Here is a 16,637-nt window from a genome sequence, read left to right as displayed (position 1 = left end):
TTTGCATGTTAATTTTTTATTACTACATTTGTAGTACTAAAACTATACTTGTGGATATAAAACAACTAAATAAAACCGAATTACAAATCATGAAATATCTATGGATTCTTAAAAAAGGATTTATGAAAGATATTGTTGAGCAATTCCCAGAGCCTAAACCGGCTTATACTACCATTTCAACATTACTTAAACGTATGTGTGATAAAGATTATATAGGTTTTGAACGTCTAGGAAGAGATAAGCAATATTATCCCGTCCTCAAGAAAAACGATTATTTTTCTAAGCAAGTTAATGGTATGATTACCCACTTTTTTAACGATTCTAAAGCACAATTTGCTTCATTTTTTACTAAAAATGCAGATCTCTCAATGAAAGAGATGCAAGAACTTCAAGAACTTTTACAAGAGAAAATTAATAATAAAAAGACTTAAATGATTGATTACATTTTTTATACCATAATAAGTTTGGGATGTTCATTCTTAGTCTATTATTTACTTCTTAAAAACCAAAAAACGTTTCAGTTTAATCGCTTTTACCTTTTAATAAGTAGCGCACTTTGTTTGTTAGCACCAATACTTGAAATTAGTACGATAGAGTCTGTGCCAAGCCTAACTGAAATTTCATTGCAATCGTTTGAAGCACATCACGTTTCCGAAGCGATTGAAATTATTGGAACACCTACGGCAACTACAACATCTAGTTTTACATTATCTAGGATACTTTGGAGTATCTATGTCATTATCTCTATTTGCCTTCTATTTAGATTTTTTAAAAATTTATTTGGCATTATAAAACTCACAAAGCAAAATTATTCTCGCATTGGGCCTTTAAAAATAGTTGAGACTAGTGATCATAAAAATGCGTCAAGTTTTTTTAATTATCTGTTTATAAATTCTGAAAGTTTAAATGATGAACCGTATTCTAAAAGTATCATTCAACATGAGCTCGTGCATTGTAACGAGTTGCACACTTTAGATGTAATTTTTATTGAACTATTACTTTGTGTGTTCTGGTTTAATCCATTTATATGGTTGTACAAAGGAGCGATAATTCAAAATCATGAATTTATTGCAGATAGTCAAACTGTAAATTCTGGAATTGATATAGAAGTCTATTCTCAAACCATTATAAAATCGGGACTTAAGGAATACCGCGTTCCTTTAACTAGCGGATTTAATTTTATTCAAATCAAAAATCGAATTATTATGTTACATCAATTAAAATCATCTTTATTAAACCGAACTTTAAAAATCTCATCTGTGATCATACTATTTGCAGGTATTTTACTACTAAGCTCTTACAAAGATTTAAAAGAACCACTTCTAGTTGTTATCGATGCAGGACATGGCGGAAAAGACTCAGGCAATTCTAATGAAAAAGATATTGTATTAGAAATCACAAATGCATTAGCGTCATTAAGCGACGACAACGTTGAAATTATACTCACAAGAAGTCATGATGAATTTTTAACCTTAAAAGATCGAGCAGAATTTGTAAACAGAAACACACCAGATTTATTTTTAAGTTTACATTGTAATGCATCTCAAAACAAGTCAATTAATGGCGTAGAAGCTTATTATGACTCTAATAATGAACATCATGATTTAAGTTTGAATTATGCTGAAATTTTAGTAGAACATCAATTAGAACTTTTTGAAAGTAGAGGTGTAAAAAGGGCTAGTTTCTTTCTTTTGAAAAATACGACTGTACCAGGACTTGTTTTAGAAATAGGATTTTTAACCAATGAAGGCGATAGAGTAGTGTTAACAGATAAGGAGAAGCAGATAGAAATAGCTAAGTCTTTATATGAAGGTTTACTCGAGATAAGAGATTTACAATAAATTTGTAAACTACAAAAGCCAATTCTAACCAAGTTTTATCTTGGAAGAATTGGCTTTCTAATTAGAATTATTTGAGTTAGTCTAATTATTGAGTTTTTAGAAGCAGTATTTCTTTTCTGCTTTTACTTTTTCTGCTATTTCGATACGTAAATCTACGATATCTGGATAGTTTGCATATTTTGTAAATCGCTTAAGTCCCATTAATAGCATGCGTTGTTCGTCACCTTCAGCAAAAGAAATAATGCTTTCTTTTCCTTTTTCTTCAACGATATCTACAGCATGATATAAATATAATTTAGCCATAGCGATTTGTGCAGATTGCTCAGCTTCGCTAGTACGTTTTACATTCTTTTCTGTTCTCAAAATTGCAGATTCTGCCATATAGATTTCAATTAAGATATCTGCAGCTGCAATTAATAATTGTTGATGCTCTTCTAATTGAGGACCAAATTTTTGAACAGCTCCACCTGCAACCATTAAGAACGTTTTCTTAAGTTTAGCAATCATTTGCTTTTCTTCAGAAAATAATTCAGAATAATCTGGAGTTTCAAAAGAAGGAATACCCATTAATTCTTCTTGTACTTTTTGTGCAGGACCTAAAAGATCTACATGTCCTTTCATTGCTTTTTTAACAAGCATCCCAACGGTTAACATTCTGTTGATTTCGTTAGTACCTTCATAAATACGAGCAATTCTAGCATCTCTCCAAGCTGCTTCCATAGGCGTTTCTTCTGAGAATCCCATTCCACCAAAAATTTGAATACCTTCATCTGCACAGTTTTGTACATCTTCAGACACAGCAACTTTTAAAATAGAACATTCTATAGCATATTCTTCAACACCTTTAAGTTCTGCTTCTTGGTGTGAATTTCCTGCAGCCTCACGTAAAGCAATTCTGTCTTCAATGTTTTTAGCAGCTCTGTAAGTAGCCGATTCTCCAGCATAGGCACTAGCAGCCATTTCTGCTATTTTAGTCTTAATAGCACCAAAGTCTGCAATAGGTGTTTTAAATTGTTTACGTTCGGTAGCATATTCTACAGCTGTTGTTAAAATTCTTCGTTGTGAATCTAAACAAGCTGCAGCTAATTTAATACGACCAACATTTAATGCATTCATGGCAATTTTAAAACCTTCACCACGTCCAGCTAACATATTTTCAGCAGGAACAACAGTATCGTTAAAAAATACTTGACGCGTAGAAGACGCACGAATACCTAATTTGTGTTCTTCTTCACCTAAAGTGATTCCATTAGCATTATCAGCATCATATTCAACAATGAAGCCAGTAATGTTTTTGTCATCTTCAATACGAGCAAAAACAATCATTACGCTACAGAAACCTGCATTTGAGATCCACATTTTTTGTCCGTTAATTTTATAGCTTTTTCCATCTGCCGAAAGTTCTGCAGTAGTTTTACCAGAATTTGCATCAGATCCTGCTCCAGGTTCTGTTAGGCAGTAAGCACCAAACCACTCACCAGTAGCTAATTTAGGAACGTATTTTTGTTTTTGTTCTTCTGTACCATATAAAGTAATTGGCATGGTACCAATTCCTGTATGTGCACCAAATGCCGTACTGAAAGATCCTGTACCAGAAGAAATATAATCACACGTTAAAACTGTAGATACAAATCCCATTCCTAATCCTTCATAAGCTTCAGGAACCGCAACACCTAAAAAGCCCATTTCACCAGCTTTTCGCATTACTTCTTCGGTTAAAGCATAATCTTTAGCTTCAAATCTAGGTTTGTGTGCAATGATTTCACGTTCGTTGAATTCCATTACGGATTCCTTCATCATTGTTTGTTCTTCTGAAAAATCTTCAGGAGTAAAAATGTCTTCACAATTTGTTTCTTTTACAAGGAATTGTCCTCCTCTTAAGATGTCTTTTTCTTCTGTTGCCATGTTTATGTTAGATTATTAGATACAAGAACCAGGAATCACGACAGCTTAAGTCTGGATTTGAAACTTGAAATCATTTTTTGTATTTGTTTTATTTTGTTTTCTAATTCTTTAAATTTTTCTTCTGAAATATAACTTTCATTAAAAGCGACATTCAGTTGTGTTTCCCATTCAAATGCCGAACCTAAACTGTGCTCTAAATAATTTGAGAAATGTTTATTTGAACTTTTACTTGTTCCTTCAGATATATTAGAAGGAATGGATACAGCACATCTATTCATTTGACTCATTAATCCATAAGTTTCAAACTTTGGAAAACTTCGAGTTATTTTGTAAGACTCTGAAACTAACTCCATACTTTCATTCCAAATTTTTAATTTTTTGAAGTTATGCATAGCGTCTAGTTTTCGTCTTGCCTCTTGGTTCTAACCGTCTTGATTCTTAATTAAGAAACTCAAATATCCCACAAGCACCTTGACCAGTACCAACACACATGGTAACTGCACCATATTTTCCTTTCATGTCTTGCTTACGCATTTCGTCAAAAAGTTGTACCGATAGTTTTGCTCCTGTGCATCCTAATGGATGACCCAATGCAATAGCTCCACCATTTACGTTAATAATATCTGGGTTAAGGTTTAGCTCTCTAATTACCGCTAAAGATTGTGAAGCAAAGGCCTCGTTTAATTCAATTAAGGCTAAATCGTCTTGTTTTAAACCTGCTTGTTTTAATGCTTTTGGAATGGCTTTTACTGGTCCGATTCCCATAATACGAGGCTCAACACCTGCCGCTGCATAGTTAACCATTCTTGCAATTGGCTCTAAACCTAACTCTTTAACCATATCTTCACTCATAACCATTACAAACGCAGCACCATCACTCATTTGTGACGAATTACCAGCAGTAACACTTCCACCAGCAGCAAATACTGCTCTTAGTTTTGCTAAAGCTTCTTTGTTGGTGCCTTTTCTAGGACCTTCATCTTTAGTTACAGTGTATGATTTAGTCGCTTTTTTACCATTAGCATCAATGTAAGTTTGTTCTACATCGATTGGTACAATTTGATCTTGAAAACGATTTTCAGCTTGCGCTCTTAAGGCTTTCATATGGGAATTGTATGCAAATTCATCTTGGTCTTCACGAGATACTTTAAACTGTTTTGCAACAGCTTCAGCCGTATTTCCCATTCCCCAATAATAATCTTCGTGACCAGATTTTACAATGTCATAGTTTAATTCTGGTTTAAAACCTGTCATTGGTACACTACTCATGCTTTCTGCACCACCAGCAATAATACAATCTGCCATTCCAGCTTGTATTTTCGCCGTTGCCATACCGATTGTTTCGACTCCTGAAGAGCAAAAACGGTTAACGGTTACTCCAGGAACATCAACGATATCTAATCCCATTAAAGAGATTAAACGTGCCATGTTTAAACCTTGAGAACCTTCTGGCATTGCATTACCAACAATAACATCGTCAATACGCTTTGGGTCTAAATTAGGCAATTCTTTCATCATGTGTTTGATGGTTTCTGCAGCTAATTCGTCTGTTCTTTTAAAACGGAACACGCCTTTTGGTGCTTTACCAACTGCTGTTCTGTATGCTTTTACTATATATGCGGTCTTCATAATTTTATTGTTTATTTTGAAAACGAGAGATAAGAAAATAGAGTAGAGAGAAAAGACTTTCAAATCTGTCTCTAAATATTCTCGTTTAAAGTCTACATTCTATTCTCTTTATTCTTTTTTCTAATTACGTAACGGTTTCCCTTTGGTTAACATGTGTTGAATACGTTCTAAAGTTTTACGTTCTGTACATAAACTTAAGAAAGCTTCGCGCTCTAAATCCAATAAATATTGCTCAGTAACTTTAGTTGGTTCAGATAAATCTCCACCAGCCATAACGTAAGCTAATTTATTAGCAATTTTCATATCGTGTTCTGAAATGTAGTTAGAGTCTTCCATAGAGTCTGTTCCTACTAAAAACATACCTAAGGCTTGTTTACCAAGTACTAAAACATCATCTCTTTTTACAGGTTGCGTATAACCAGAGTTAGCCATTAACATTGCGTGTTGTTTTGCAACCGCTATTTGACGGTCTTTATTTACAACCACGACATCTTTTCCTTTTTGAAGTAGGTTTAAATCGAAAGCTTCATATGCTGAAGTCGATACTTTTGCCATACCAATAGTTAAAAAATGCTCTTGTAACACATTAAGTTGTACGTCTCCTTTTTGGAAAAGATCTTGTGCTCTTAAAGCCATTTCTTTAGATCCACCACCACCAGGAATCACACCAACACCAAACTCTACAAGTCCCATGTAAGTTTCTGCAGCAGCAACCACTTTATCTGCGTGAAGTGATAATTCACATCCGCCACCTAAAGCCATGCCGTGAGGAGCAGAGATAGTTGGAATAGAAGAGTAGCGCATACGCATCATTGTATCTTGAAAATATTTGATAGCCATATTAAGCTCGTCATACTCTTGCTCTGCAGCCATCATGAAAATCATTCCGATGTTTGCACCAACCGAGAAGTTTGCAGCTTGGTTACCAACAACTAATCCAGCAAAATCTTTTTCGGCTAAATCAATACCTTTATTCAATCCTGCTAAAACGTCTCCACCAATGGTATTCATTTTAGATTGGAATTCTACGTTAAGGATTCCGTCTCCTAAATCTTCAATAACAACGCCTGAATTTTTAAAGACTTCGTTTGTTTTTCTAATATTATCTAAGATGATGAAACTATCTTGACCAGGAATTTTTGTTTGTGTTTTAGAAGGAATATCATAGAAATATGTTGCACCTTCTTTTACTGTATAGAAAGATGTACTTCCAGAAGCAATCATCTCATTAACCCAAGCAGCAGGCTCTAATCCTTCGGCTTTCATTAGTTCAATTCCTTTTTCTACACCAATAGCATCCCAAATTTGGAAAGGACCATGTTGCCAACCAAAACCAGCTTTCATGGCATCGTCAATTTTATAAACATCGTCTGAAATTTCAGGAATACGGTTTGATACGTAAGCAAATAATGCGGTGAAGCTTTTTCTGTAAAACTCACCTGCTTTATCTTTTCCTTTGACTAATACTTTAAAACGATCAACAACCTTATCGATTGTTTTAGTCATTTCTAAAGTCGCAAATTTTGCTTTTTTAGAAGGTCTATATTCTAAGGTGTTTAAGTCTAAAGCTAAAATTTCTTTTTTACCTTCCGCAGAAACACTCTTTTTATAAAACCCTTGTCCTGTTTTACTTCCTAACCATTTGTTTTCCATCATTGTATTGATGAAGTCTGGTAATTCAAACAGTTCTAAACGTTCGTCATTAGGACAGTTTTCTCTAATTCCGTTTGCTACGTGAACTAAAGTGTCTAATCCTACAACATCAACCGTACGGAAAGTTGCAGATTTAGGACGACCAATTACTGGTCCTGATAATTTATCTACTTCTTCAACTGTTAAATCTAAATCTTTAACTGCGTGAAATAAACTTTGTATACTGAAAATACCAACTCTATTTCCGATGAAAGCAGGTGTGTCTTTAGCAACAACAGATGTTTTTCCTAAGAATTTTTCACCATATTCATTTAAAAACTCAAGCACAGAAGCGTCTGTATCTGGTCCTGGAATGATTTCGAATAATTTTAAGTAACGTGCTGGATTGAAAAAGTGAGTTCCGCAGAAATGCTTTTGAAAATCTTCACTACGTCCTTCGTTCATGAATTTAATTGGAATACCAGAAGTATTAGAGGTAATTAACGTTCCTGGCGTTCTATATTGCTCTAATGTTTCAAAAACTTGTTGTTTAATGTTAAGTCTTTCTACAACAACTTCCATAATCCAATCGACATCTGCTACTTTCGCAATGTCGTCTTCTAAATTACCTGTGGTAATGCGACTTGCAAAAGCTTGACTATAAATAGGAGACGGTTTAGATTTTAAAGACGCCGTTAATGCATCATTAACTAACCTGTTTCTAACGACTTTATCCTCTAAGGTTAAACCTTTAGCTTTTTCTTTGTCGTTTAGTTCTCTAGGAACGATATCTAATAACAATACATCTACACCAATATTGGCGAAGTGACAAGCGATACCAGATCCCATAATACCGGAACCAATAATCGCAACTTTTTTAATTCTACGTTTGCTCATATTATTTTAATGTGTGTTCTTTTTGATTGTATATTTTTTTATTTGAAATCATATTGTTTATGACTTCGGAAACTTTATAAAAATGATTTAACTCTTCTATTGAAACATTGGCTTTAATAGTTTCATTAAATGTTAATACTTTTTCTTTAGAATAGGCTCTTTTTTCTCTTCCAAAATCGGTTAAGAAAATAAGAACACCACGACCATCCTCTGGATTAGGTTTACGTTCTATCAACCCTTTTTCTTCCATCATTTTTAATGTTCTGGAAAGACTAGTCGCTTCCATTCCCATTTTTGGTCCTAAAGATGTTGAAGGCGTTCCATTTTCTGGATCAATACTTAACAAAGCAAAACCTGTTGCCATCGTAACACCAAATTGAGAAGCTTCTTCATTATACATTTTGTTGACTGCTAACCATGTAGTTCTTAAGACGTAGTCAATGGTTTTATCCTTCATAATTTGAATTTAGAAATCCAAATATACTAAAAAATACTATGCATGCATAGTATTTTAACAAAAATTATGCATGCATAGTATTTATTTTTTCAGACTAAATGCTATAATCAGAAATATACTTGAACTAAATTAAAATGTGAGTTTATACACGATAAATTTTATCATACAAATCTTGATAGATATCAATGATAATGGCGCGTTTCATTTTCATAGTAGGAGTTAGGTGTCCGCCATCAATAGACCAAATATCTGGTGTGAGTTCAAAACGTTTTATTTGTTCCCATTTTCCGAAGTTTTTATTATACTTATCTACTTCTTTTTGAATACGTTTTATTACAATTTCAGAATTTGCAATGTCAACATCAGTGGTGCCAATTTTTAAGTTTTTATCAGCTATCCAACCACGAATAAAGTCAAAATTAGGTTGGATAATTGCAGCTGGCATTTTCTCACCTTCACCAACAACCATAATTTGTTCAATGAAAAGTGATTGTTTCATGTCATTTTCTAAAAGGGGAGGAATCACATATTTTCCGCCAGAGGTTTTAAACATTTCTTTTTTACGACCAGTAATTTTTAGGAAACCGTCGTCATCAATCATACCTTTATCTCCTGTATGGAAATAATCTCCCGTCATGACTTCGGCAGTTTTTTCTGGATCTTTATAATAACCTAGCATGACATTTGGTCCTTTTACAAGAACCTCACCATCATCAGCAATTTTGACATCTACATTTTTAATAGGTTTACCAACAGTACCAACTCTAAAATGATGATTGGCATACATTTCAACTGAAATAACTGGTGAAGTTTCTGTCAGGCCATAACCTTGCATGACTTGCATGCCTGCTGCTGCAAAAATTCTAGATAATCGAGGTTGTAGTGCAGCACTACCAGATACCATTGTGTGCAGTTCTCCACCAAGGGCTTCTCGCCATTTGCTAAAAATTAATTTGTTGGCTATTTTAAGCTTAAATTCATACCAAGCGCCATTGGCTCCATAAGGTTTCCATGTTTCTCCTAAACGTACAGCCCAGAAAAAAAGTGATTTTTTAATACCTGGTAAGTCTTCGCCTTTTGCTATAATTTTGTCAAATACTTTTTCTAATAAACGAGGGACAACGCTCATTAAATTAGGCTTTATTTCTTTTGCATTATCACCAATTTTATCGATGGCTTCAGCGAAATATATGCTAGCTCCAGCGTATTGGTATAGGTAAATGAGTACACGTTCAAAAACATGACATATAGGTAAGAAGCTTAATATTCGGGTTTCTGTGTCTTTTAATAGTGGTAAGCGAAATGATGCATCTAACGCGTTACTGGTAATATTGTTATGTGAAAGCATTACACCTTTTGGTTTACCTGTAGTTCCTGAGGTATAAATTATTGTTGCTAAGTCATGAGGTGAAACAGCCGCTTTTCTAGCTTCCACTTCTGGTTGTGTACTTTCATCTTTTCCTAGTTCAAATAATTCTGAATAGTGTTTGCAACCTTCAATATGATCAAAAGAATAGACATCTTTAATTTTTGTGTTGGCTTGTACTTTTCTAACTTTTGCGAGTACATCAACATCAGAAACAAAGCAGTAAGTTGATTCGCTATGGTTTAAAACGTATTCATAATCTTCAGCACAAATCGTTGGATAAATAGGAATGTTTTGTGCTCCAAGTTGCAGGATCCCTATATCCATGATATTCCATTCTGTTCTATTAGTAGTTGAAATTACTGCAATTTTATCATTTTTTTGAATCCCTAATTTTAATAAAGCTCGGCTCATGGCATTTGCTTTATCTAAATAGTCTTTGGTAGACGTTTTTACCCATGTACCATTGTATTTGGTAACCAAAGCTGCATCTAAATTATATGTTTCTAGTTGATAATATGGAAAATCAAAAAGTCTAGTTATTTCTGTCATTAAATGAAAGGGATAAGATTGTAGTATTGCAAAGTATGAAAATAAAAGGGATTTTCAAATATGACATAAATAAAAGGACTTAGTGATAATTAATACTTATTATTTTTATGAATTTGACAATATCTATAGATTATGATTTTAAGGCATTTAAAAGTAAAACTTAAACAGTAATATTACTTATTTTTGAAATAGAATTAAATAAATTATGATTAAAAAGCGTGTAAAACAACTTGCTTTTATTTTAATAATACTTTGTCATTTAGGCTTTTTAGCTGCAATTTTATACGAGAAACAAAATAATATTCTTGTTTCAGGATTTGTTGTTTTTGTATTAATATTACTTGTTATTTCTTATAAGAAAACGCCGTTAAGTATTACAAACCATAGTTTTGAACATGTATTAACAATTGCATTTGTTTTTTTTGGAGCTATTCTTACGTATATTTTATGCGCTTATTTTCTAATAAGTAGTGTGTTGGCTGCTGGTTTGGTGGGTTTAGCGGTAAGTTTTATTCCTGATTTTTTTAAAGATAACCGTTTTGTTAAAACAATGCCTACTGCTGTTTATTGCGGCACTTTTGTTGGTATGACAAATCTAAGTATTGCTACAGACTATATGTTTATCACATTAGCAAGCATTATAACAGGTTTACTTTTAGTAGGTACCAAAGATACTTTTAATGGTGTTGGAGGTAAGTTAGGAACTTTAGCTTTTGGAGGTGTTGTAATTACATTTTTAATCTCTCAATGGATATAGATCATTTTATATTGTTTTTAGCAGGCGCAATTTCTTCTATAGTGACTTTTGTTTTACAAATACACTATAAGTTAGGAGCTGTTAGAGCATCTGCCTTAATTGGTGTTTTTGTTGGAGTTTTTGTCTTGCTATTCCCTAAATTATGCTCTCCCTATTTGACTGAGAATTTACCATTAGTTTGTTTTGGAGCTTCGTTTATAGGTATGGTTTCTTCCGATGTTTTATCAAATTATTTTTTAATAGGAATTTCAGGAATATTATTTACCATCATATTTTTAAATACTAGTGTGTATTTCGAAGGTTTTGGAGGAGGATTAGGTTCTGCAGCTTGTATTGGGCTATTGGTAACTTTAAGTGTACCTATTTTGAAAAAAAACGGAACGTTTAGTAATGGTTTTGCGCAATTAAGAAGACAAATTCAAATTAAAAAGAGAAAGAAAAGAAAAAGAAAAGAAAAAAATAAATTTTAAATCATGTTAAAAAAAAACGGTTTAAGATGGATTCTTAAACCGTTTTTTTTATTAAAAATAATTTTATTTGTTTGTAGTTTCAATCCAAAGTCTAGCATTCACAAAAGCTTCTAGCCAAGGTGATACTTCGTCTTTTCTGCCAGCTGGATAATTTGCCCAATTCCATTGAAATGTTGATCGCTCAATATGAGGCATCATCACTAAATGACGACCTGTTTTATCACACATCATAGCTGTGTTAAAGTCAGATCCGTTGGGATTAGCAGGATAACTATCATAACCATACTTTGCAACAATATTATAGTGGTCTTCATTCTCAGGGAGACTAAATTTACCTTCACCATGAGAAATCCAAACACCTAATGTGCTATCTTTTAAAGTAGATAGCATAACCGAGTTGTTTTCTTGAATCGTTACCGATGTAAACGCACTCTCATGTTTTTGAGAATTATTATGACCCATTTTTCCATGCACGTTATGCTCAGGATTAATAAGTTCTAATTCCATAAATAACTGGCAACCGTTGCAAATTCCTACAGACAGCGTATTCTCTCTTTCAAAGAAATTTTTAATCGCCTTATTCGCATTTTCATTATATTTAATTGCACCAGCCCAACCTTTTGCAGATCCTAAAACATCACTATTAGAAAAGCCTCCAACTGCTCCTAAAAACTGAATGTCCTCTAAAGTTTCTCGACCAGAAATTAAATCTGTCATATGTACATCCTTCACATCAAAACCAGCTAAATACATCGCATTTGCCATCTCTCGTTCAGAATTTGACCCTTTTTCGCGCAGGATTGCTGCTTTTGGTCTCGGTCTGTTAGAATCTATATTTGGTAATTTTCCTGTAAAGTGCTTCGGAAATTTATAAACAAGTGGTGATTGTGCATAATTTTCAAATCGTGCTTTAGCCAAGCCGTTTGCCGTTTGCTTTTGATCTAATAAAAAAGACGTTTTGTACCATGCTGTTCTCATTTCAGAAACATTAAAAGAAAACTGATCGTCATTATTTGTTATGGTAACATTTTCTGAGTCATTAACAGATCCTATGTTAAAAAACTCAATATCTTGATCTTTTAAAATGTGTTCTACGGAAACATCTGCTTGAAAGACTAATCCTGCATTTTCAGCAAATAATACCTTTATAGAATCGTCTTCGTTTAATACTGAAATATCAATATCTGCTCCTAAATCTCTATCTGCAAAACACAGTTCTAATAGCGTCGTTATCAATCCGCCAGAAGCCACATCATGTCCTGCCGAAATTTTGTCGGCCTTTATAAGGTCTTGTATCGTGTTGAAAGTATTTTTTAAAAAGCTAGCGTTTTTAACATCTGGAGCTTGGTTACCAATCGTGTTTAAGGTTTGATAAAAAGAGCTTCCTCCTAATTTAAAATCATCTTGAGAAATATTGATATAATAAATGTTTTCACCATTGTTTTGAAAAACAGGTTCTATAACTTTAGTAATCTCATTACAATTTCCTGCTGCAGAAATAATAACTGTTCCTGGAGAAATTACTTCGCCTTCAGGATATTTTTGTTTCATTGATAATGAATCTTTACCAGTAGGAACATTGATGCCCAAATCTATAGAAAACTCAGAAATAGCTTTCACAGCTTGATATAAACGCGCATCTTCACCTTCATTTTTACAAGGCCACATCCAGTTTGCCGATAATGATACCGACTGTAAATTGTCTTTTAAAGGCGCCCAAATAATATTGGTTAAAGCTTCTGTAATAGAATTTCTACTTCCAGCTTCTGGATGAATTAAACCAGAAATAGGAGAGTGGCCAATAGAGGTCGCAACACCTTCTTTTCCATTATAATCTAATGCCATGACACCAACATTATTTAAAGGAATTTGTAGCGATCCAACACACTGTTGCTTTGCAACTTTACCACCAACACAGCGATCTACTTTGTTTGTTAACCAGTCTTTACAGGCTACAGCTTCGAGTTGCAATACTTGATTTAAGTAGATTTTGATATTTTTGGTTTTATATCTTGAGTTTTTATAGTTTCTTTTTATGGTTTGATCTGTTAGGATGGTTTTAGGCGAGGATCCAAACATATCTTCTAAAGCCAGATCCATGGGTTTATCACCTTTAGTTTTAGATTCAAAAGTAAATCTGTTGTCTCCAGTGACATCACCAACAGTGTACATTGGTGAGCGCTCACGATCTGCTATTTTTTGAAGCGTTTTTGTGTGTTCTTCAGAAATCACCAAGCCCATACGTTCTTGTGACTCGTTACCAATGATTTCTTTAGCAGAGAGTGTAGGATCTCCAACAGGTAATTTATCTAAATCAATTTTTCCACCTGTGTCTTCTACCAATTCTGATAAGCAATTTAAATGGCCTCCAGCACCATGATCATGAATTGAAACAATAAAATTTTCTTCACTTTCTACCATGCCACGAACAGCATTTGCTGCACGTTTTTGCATTTCGGGATTAGAACGTTGTACAGCATTAAGCTCAATGCCAGATGCAAATTCTCCGGTATCGGCAGATGATACAGCAGCTCCACCCATTCCTATTCTATAATTTTCACCACCAAGAATAACAATTTTATCTCCTTCTTTTGGTGTGTCTTTTAATGCTTGCTCTGCTTTACCATAACCAATACCTCCAGCTTGCATGATGACTTTGTCGTATCCTAATTTTCTAGCTGCAGATGCGCTTGACGATGCGTTTTCTTCATGCTCAAAAGTTAATACAGAACCACAAATTAACGGCTGTCCAAATTTATTCCCAAAGTCTGAAGCGCCATTAGATGCTTTAATCAAAATATCCATTGGTGTTTGGTATAACCAATCTCTAGCTTCAAATTTTTGTTCCCATGGACGATTTTCTTCTAATCGAGAGTATGAGGTCATATATACTGCAGTTCCTGCTAATGGCAATGAGCCTTTTCCTCCAGCTAATCGGTCACGAATTTCACCACCTGATCCTGTCGCAGCTCCATTAAATGGCTCAACTGTTGTTGGGAAGTTGTGTGTTTCAGCTTTTAAAGAGATGACAGATTCAAAATCTTTTTTAGTGTAGAAATCTGGAATATCTGCTCTTTTTGGTGCAAATTGTTCCACTTTAGGGCCTTTTATAAATGCAACGTTATCTTTATAGGCCGAAACGATATCATTAGGATTTTGCTTTGATGTTTCTTTAATCATTTTGAAAAGCGAAGTAGGCATTTCTTCTCCATCAATAACAAATGTGCCGTTAAATATTTTATGACGACAATGCTCACTATTTACTTGCGAAAACCCAAATACTTCAGAGTCTGTTAATGGTCGCCCTATTTTTTTAGCAACACCTTCTAGGTATTCTATTTCTTCATCATTAAGAGCTAAACCTTCTTGTTGATTATATGCTGAAATATCTTCTATGTTTAAAATCGCTTCGGGTTGAATATCTATTGTAAACGATTCTTGATTTAGACCGTCAAATTTTTCTGATATCATTGGGTCATAATCAGAAAAGTTTTCAGAAACAGCCTGGAATTCTTCAATACGAATGATGTTATCAATACCCATGTTTTGAGTTATTTCAACTGCATTGGTACTCCATGGCGTTATCATAGCTGCTCGTGGTCCAACAAAAAAAGCATCGAGAGATGCTTGTTCTAGTTTGGGTTGGTCGCCAAATAACCATGTCAATTTAGCTATGGTTTGCGTTGATAATTCTTTTGTTGCTTGAACAGCAAATATTTTACTGTTTTGGTTTCCGAAGAAATGAATCATTATATCGTATTTAGTTGTGATTTTTGTAAGCTCAAATTTACACTTTTTTCATGATAATTAAAGTGCTAATTGTTAGTGAAAATTTATAGTTATTCACGCTTTATTAACCAAAAAAAAAGCGACTTTTAGGTTGACTTTAATTTGTAAAGTTCCTAATAGTCGCTTTTGTTATAAGTGGTTTAATTGTTATTGTTTTATCAATTTTTTTGTGGTGCTTCCATTTTCCGAAGTGAATTTTACCACATAAACACCTTTAGATATACCAGAGATATTTAAGGTATTATGATTAGCTGTAATTGTTTGGACTTGTACTTTTTTGCCTAGAAGGTCATAAACTTCAGCCGCTAGTTGGTAATTAGATAGAATAGTTATTTCATTTCCTTTGGCAGGATTAGGATACATTTTGATTGTATTTGCGATTTCAAAATCATCTACAGATAAACTTTCCCATCTATTTTGTGCATCTGGTCCTCCCCAAATTACAGTTGCTAAGTAAGGGTTGTCAATAAACGGATTTCTATTGCCTTGCGCATAAGTGTTGCTTGCATTACCATGATAATCATTACGAGCAATTTCGATATCTGAAACTGGATCTTGTGCGTTCCATTCTAAAAATAAATCTATCATATCATCTGGTGTTGAGGCGTCACTACCTATGCCTACACCTGTTGGTAAACAGCGATCTCCATAGCGCAAATACATATACATTATGATACGTGCACAATCTCCTTTCCATTCGTCTCCTGGATACCAGCCACCATTAGAATTTCCAGATTCTCCATTTATAAATTGACCAGTACTTTTATCGGCAAATCTTAAGCTACCTCTAGAACCATTGCGTTGCACATCTGTTGGTCTAAGCATTTGGGCGTCAGATCCTGGTCCTGAAGTTCCTAAATTTGGGCTTCCTAAAGATTTTGGGTAGACATGTTCTCTGTTCCAATCACCAACACTTCCGCCATTATCATACTTATTTCTAGAACGATCTGTGGTCACGTTACCATCGGTATTATTATAACCGTAAAGTAGGATAACATTACTAGAATTATTAGGATCTTCGTCTGTGATTCTCGAAGCATCCCAAACATCGCTATACGATAGATAATTGACATGCTTATCAATTGTTAAATCGATGAGTTCACTTTTTAATGTAAGTCCTGTAGAATTAATTTCACTACCATAATAGGATTGTAAATCTGAAGGAGGTGTTAATTGAGCATTTGCTGTAAATGAGGTTACAAATGCTAGTAGGATAATGTATATTATTTTCATGTAATTGGGATTTTTAGTTTTAGGTGCGAGTGCAAACTTACAATATTTTGCAAAATATTCTTGAGGATATTCAGCAGGATCATGTTTAGTTATTCACGCTTTATTAACT

Annotated in this window: 12 protein-coding genes; 4 read left to right on the top strand and 8 right to left on the bottom strand. The window is 33.9% G+C overall.

Annotated elements, in window-relative coordinates; translation table 11 throughout:
• Positions 1-50 precede the first annotated feature (50 nt).
• Positions 51-431, top strand: a complete 381-nt coding sequence (locus tag TD29_RS00435) for a BlaI/MecI/CopY family transcriptional regulator (RefSeq protein WP_084203358.1) — start codon at positions 51-53, stop codon at positions 429-431.
• Complete coding sequence (locus TD29_RS00430; RefSeq protein WP_040278104.1) at positions 432-1,841, top strand: N-acetylmuramoyl-L-alanine amidase; 1,410 nt, start codon at positions 432-434, stop codon at positions 1,839-1,841. It abuts the gene before it with no gap.
• 96 nt (positions 1,842-1,937) lie between these two features.
• Here TD29_RS00430 and TD29_RS00425 read toward each other — a convergent pair whose 3' ends face one another.
• The 6 genes from TD29_RS00425 to TD29_RS00400 form a co-directional block, all read right to left on the bottom strand.
• Complete coding sequence (locus TD29_RS00425; protein ID WP_040278102.1) at positions 1,938-3,746, bottom strand: acyl-CoA dehydrogenase family protein; 1,809 nt, start codon at positions 3,744-3,746, stop codon at positions 1,938-1,940.
• A 35-nt stretch (positions 3,747-3,781) separates the two neighbouring features.
• Complete coding sequence (locus TD29_RS00420; protein ID WP_040278101.1) at positions 3,782-4,138, bottom strand: four helix bundle protein; 357 nt, start codon at positions 4,136-4,138, stop codon at positions 3,782-3,784.
• A gap of 46 nt (positions 4,139-4,184) precedes the next feature.
• The gene (locus TD29_RS00415) at positions 4,185-5,375 is read right to left on the bottom strand and encodes an acetyl-CoA C-acyltransferase (protein ID WP_040278100.1); all 1,191 of its coding nucleotides are present in this window, start codon (positions 5,373-5,375) and stop codon (positions 4,185-4,187) included.
• Positions 5,376-5,495: 120 nt separating this feature from the next.
• Positions 5,496-7,904 carry a 3-hydroxyacyl-CoA dehydrogenase NAD-binding domain-containing protein gene (locus TD29_RS00410; RefSeq protein ID WP_040278099.1) on the bottom strand — a complete coding sequence of 803 codons (2,409 nt, stop codon included), beginning with the start codon at positions 7,902-7,904 and terminating at the stop codon, positions 5,496-5,498.
• 1 nt (position 7,905) lies between these two features.
• Positions 7,906-8,361: a MarR family winged helix-turn-helix transcriptional regulator gene (locus TD29_RS00405; protein ID WP_040278096.1), complete on the bottom strand. Its 456-nt coding sequence runs from the start codon at positions 8,359-8,361 to the stop codon at positions 7,906-7,908.
• 142 nt (positions 8,362-8,503) lie between these two features.
• Complete coding sequence (locus tag TD29_RS00400) at positions 8,504-10,279, bottom strand: AMP-dependent synthetase/ligase (protein ID WP_040278094.1); 1,776 nt, start codon at positions 10,277-10,279, stop codon at positions 8,504-8,506.
• Between the two features lie 205 nt (positions 10,280-10,484).
• Here TD29_RS00400 and TD29_RS00395 point away from each other — a divergent pair, with 205 nt between their 5' ends.
• Together TD29_RS00395 and TD29_RS00390 are read left to right on the top strand one after the other, a co-directional pair.
• Positions 10,485-11,036, top strand: a complete 552-nt coding sequence (locus tag TD29_RS00395) for a hypothetical protein (protein WP_040278093.1) — start codon at positions 10,485-10,487, stop codon at positions 11,034-11,036.
• Entirely contained in the window at positions 11,027-11,506 is a 480-nt protein-coding gene (locus TD29_RS00390; protein WP_040278091.1) for a hypothetical protein, read from the top strand. The genes TD29_RS00395 and TD29_RS00390 overlap by 10 nt, the downstream gene beginning before the upstream one ends.
• 63 nt (positions 11,507-11,569) lie before the next feature.
• On the opposite strand, the gene purL is transcribed toward TD29_RS00390, so the two are convergent.
• Complete coding sequence (gene purL, locus TD29_RS00385; RefSeq protein WP_262501075.1) at positions 11,570-15,277, bottom strand: phosphoribosylformylglycinamidine synthase; 3,708 nt, start codon at positions 15,275-15,277, stop codon at positions 11,570-11,572.
• Between the two features lie 165 nt (positions 15,278-15,442).
• On the bottom strand, positions 15,443-16,528 hold the full coding sequence (locus TD29_RS00380) for an endonuclease (protein WP_052466913.1): 1,086 nt from the start codon (positions 16,526-16,528) through the stop codon (positions 15,443-15,445).
• Between the last annotated feature and the right edge of the window lie 109 nt (positions 16,529-16,637).

The sequence above is a fragment of the Psychroserpens damuponensis genome, assembly GCF_000826655.1.
Taxonomy (GTDB): Bacteria; Bacteroidota; Bacteroidia; order Flavobacteriales; family Flavobacteriaceae; genus Psychroserpens; species Psychroserpens damuponensis.
Note: the sequence above shows the minus strand (reverse complement) of the source record. Positions and strands in the feature narration are given on the sequence as shown.

Coding starts and splice junctions, on each gene's coding strand:
- TD29_RS00380 (WP_052466913.1), bottom strand. CDS start 16,528: ATGAAAATAATATACATTATCCTACTAGCATTTGTAACCTCATTTACA.
- TD29_RS00425 (WP_040278102.1), bottom strand. CDS start 3,746: ATGGCAACAGAAGAAAAAGACATCTTAAGAGGAGGACAATTCCTTGTA.
- TD29_RS00410 (WP_040278099.1), bottom strand. CDS start 7,904: ATGAGCAAACGTAGAATTAAAAAAGTTGCGATTATTGGTTCCGGTATT.
- TD29_RS00405 (WP_040278096.1), bottom strand. CDS start 8,361: ATGAAGGATAAAACCATTGACTACGTCTTAAGAACTACATGGTTAGCA.
- TD29_RS00400 (WP_040278094.1), bottom strand. CDS start 10,279: ATGACAGAAATAACTAGACTTTTTGATTTTCCATATTATCAACTAGAA.
- TD29_RS00395 (WP_040278093.1), top strand. CDS start 10,485: ATGATTAAAAAGCGTGTAAAACAACTTGCTTTTATTTTAATAATACTT.
- TD29_RS00390 (WP_040278091.1), top strand. CDS start 11,027: ATGGATATAGATCATTTTATATTGTTTTTAGCAGGCGCAATTTCTTCT.
- TD29_RS00415 (WP_040278100.1), bottom strand. CDS start 5,375: ATGAAGACCGCATATATAGTAAAAGCATACAGAACAGCAGTTGGTAAA.
- TD29_RS00420 (WP_040278101.1), bottom strand. CDS start 4,138: ATGCATAACTTCAAAAAATTAAAAATTTGGAATGAAAGTATGGAGTTA.
- TD29_RS00430 (WP_040278104.1), top strand. CDS start 432: ATGATTGATTACATTTTTTATACCATAATAAGTTTGGGATGTTCATTC.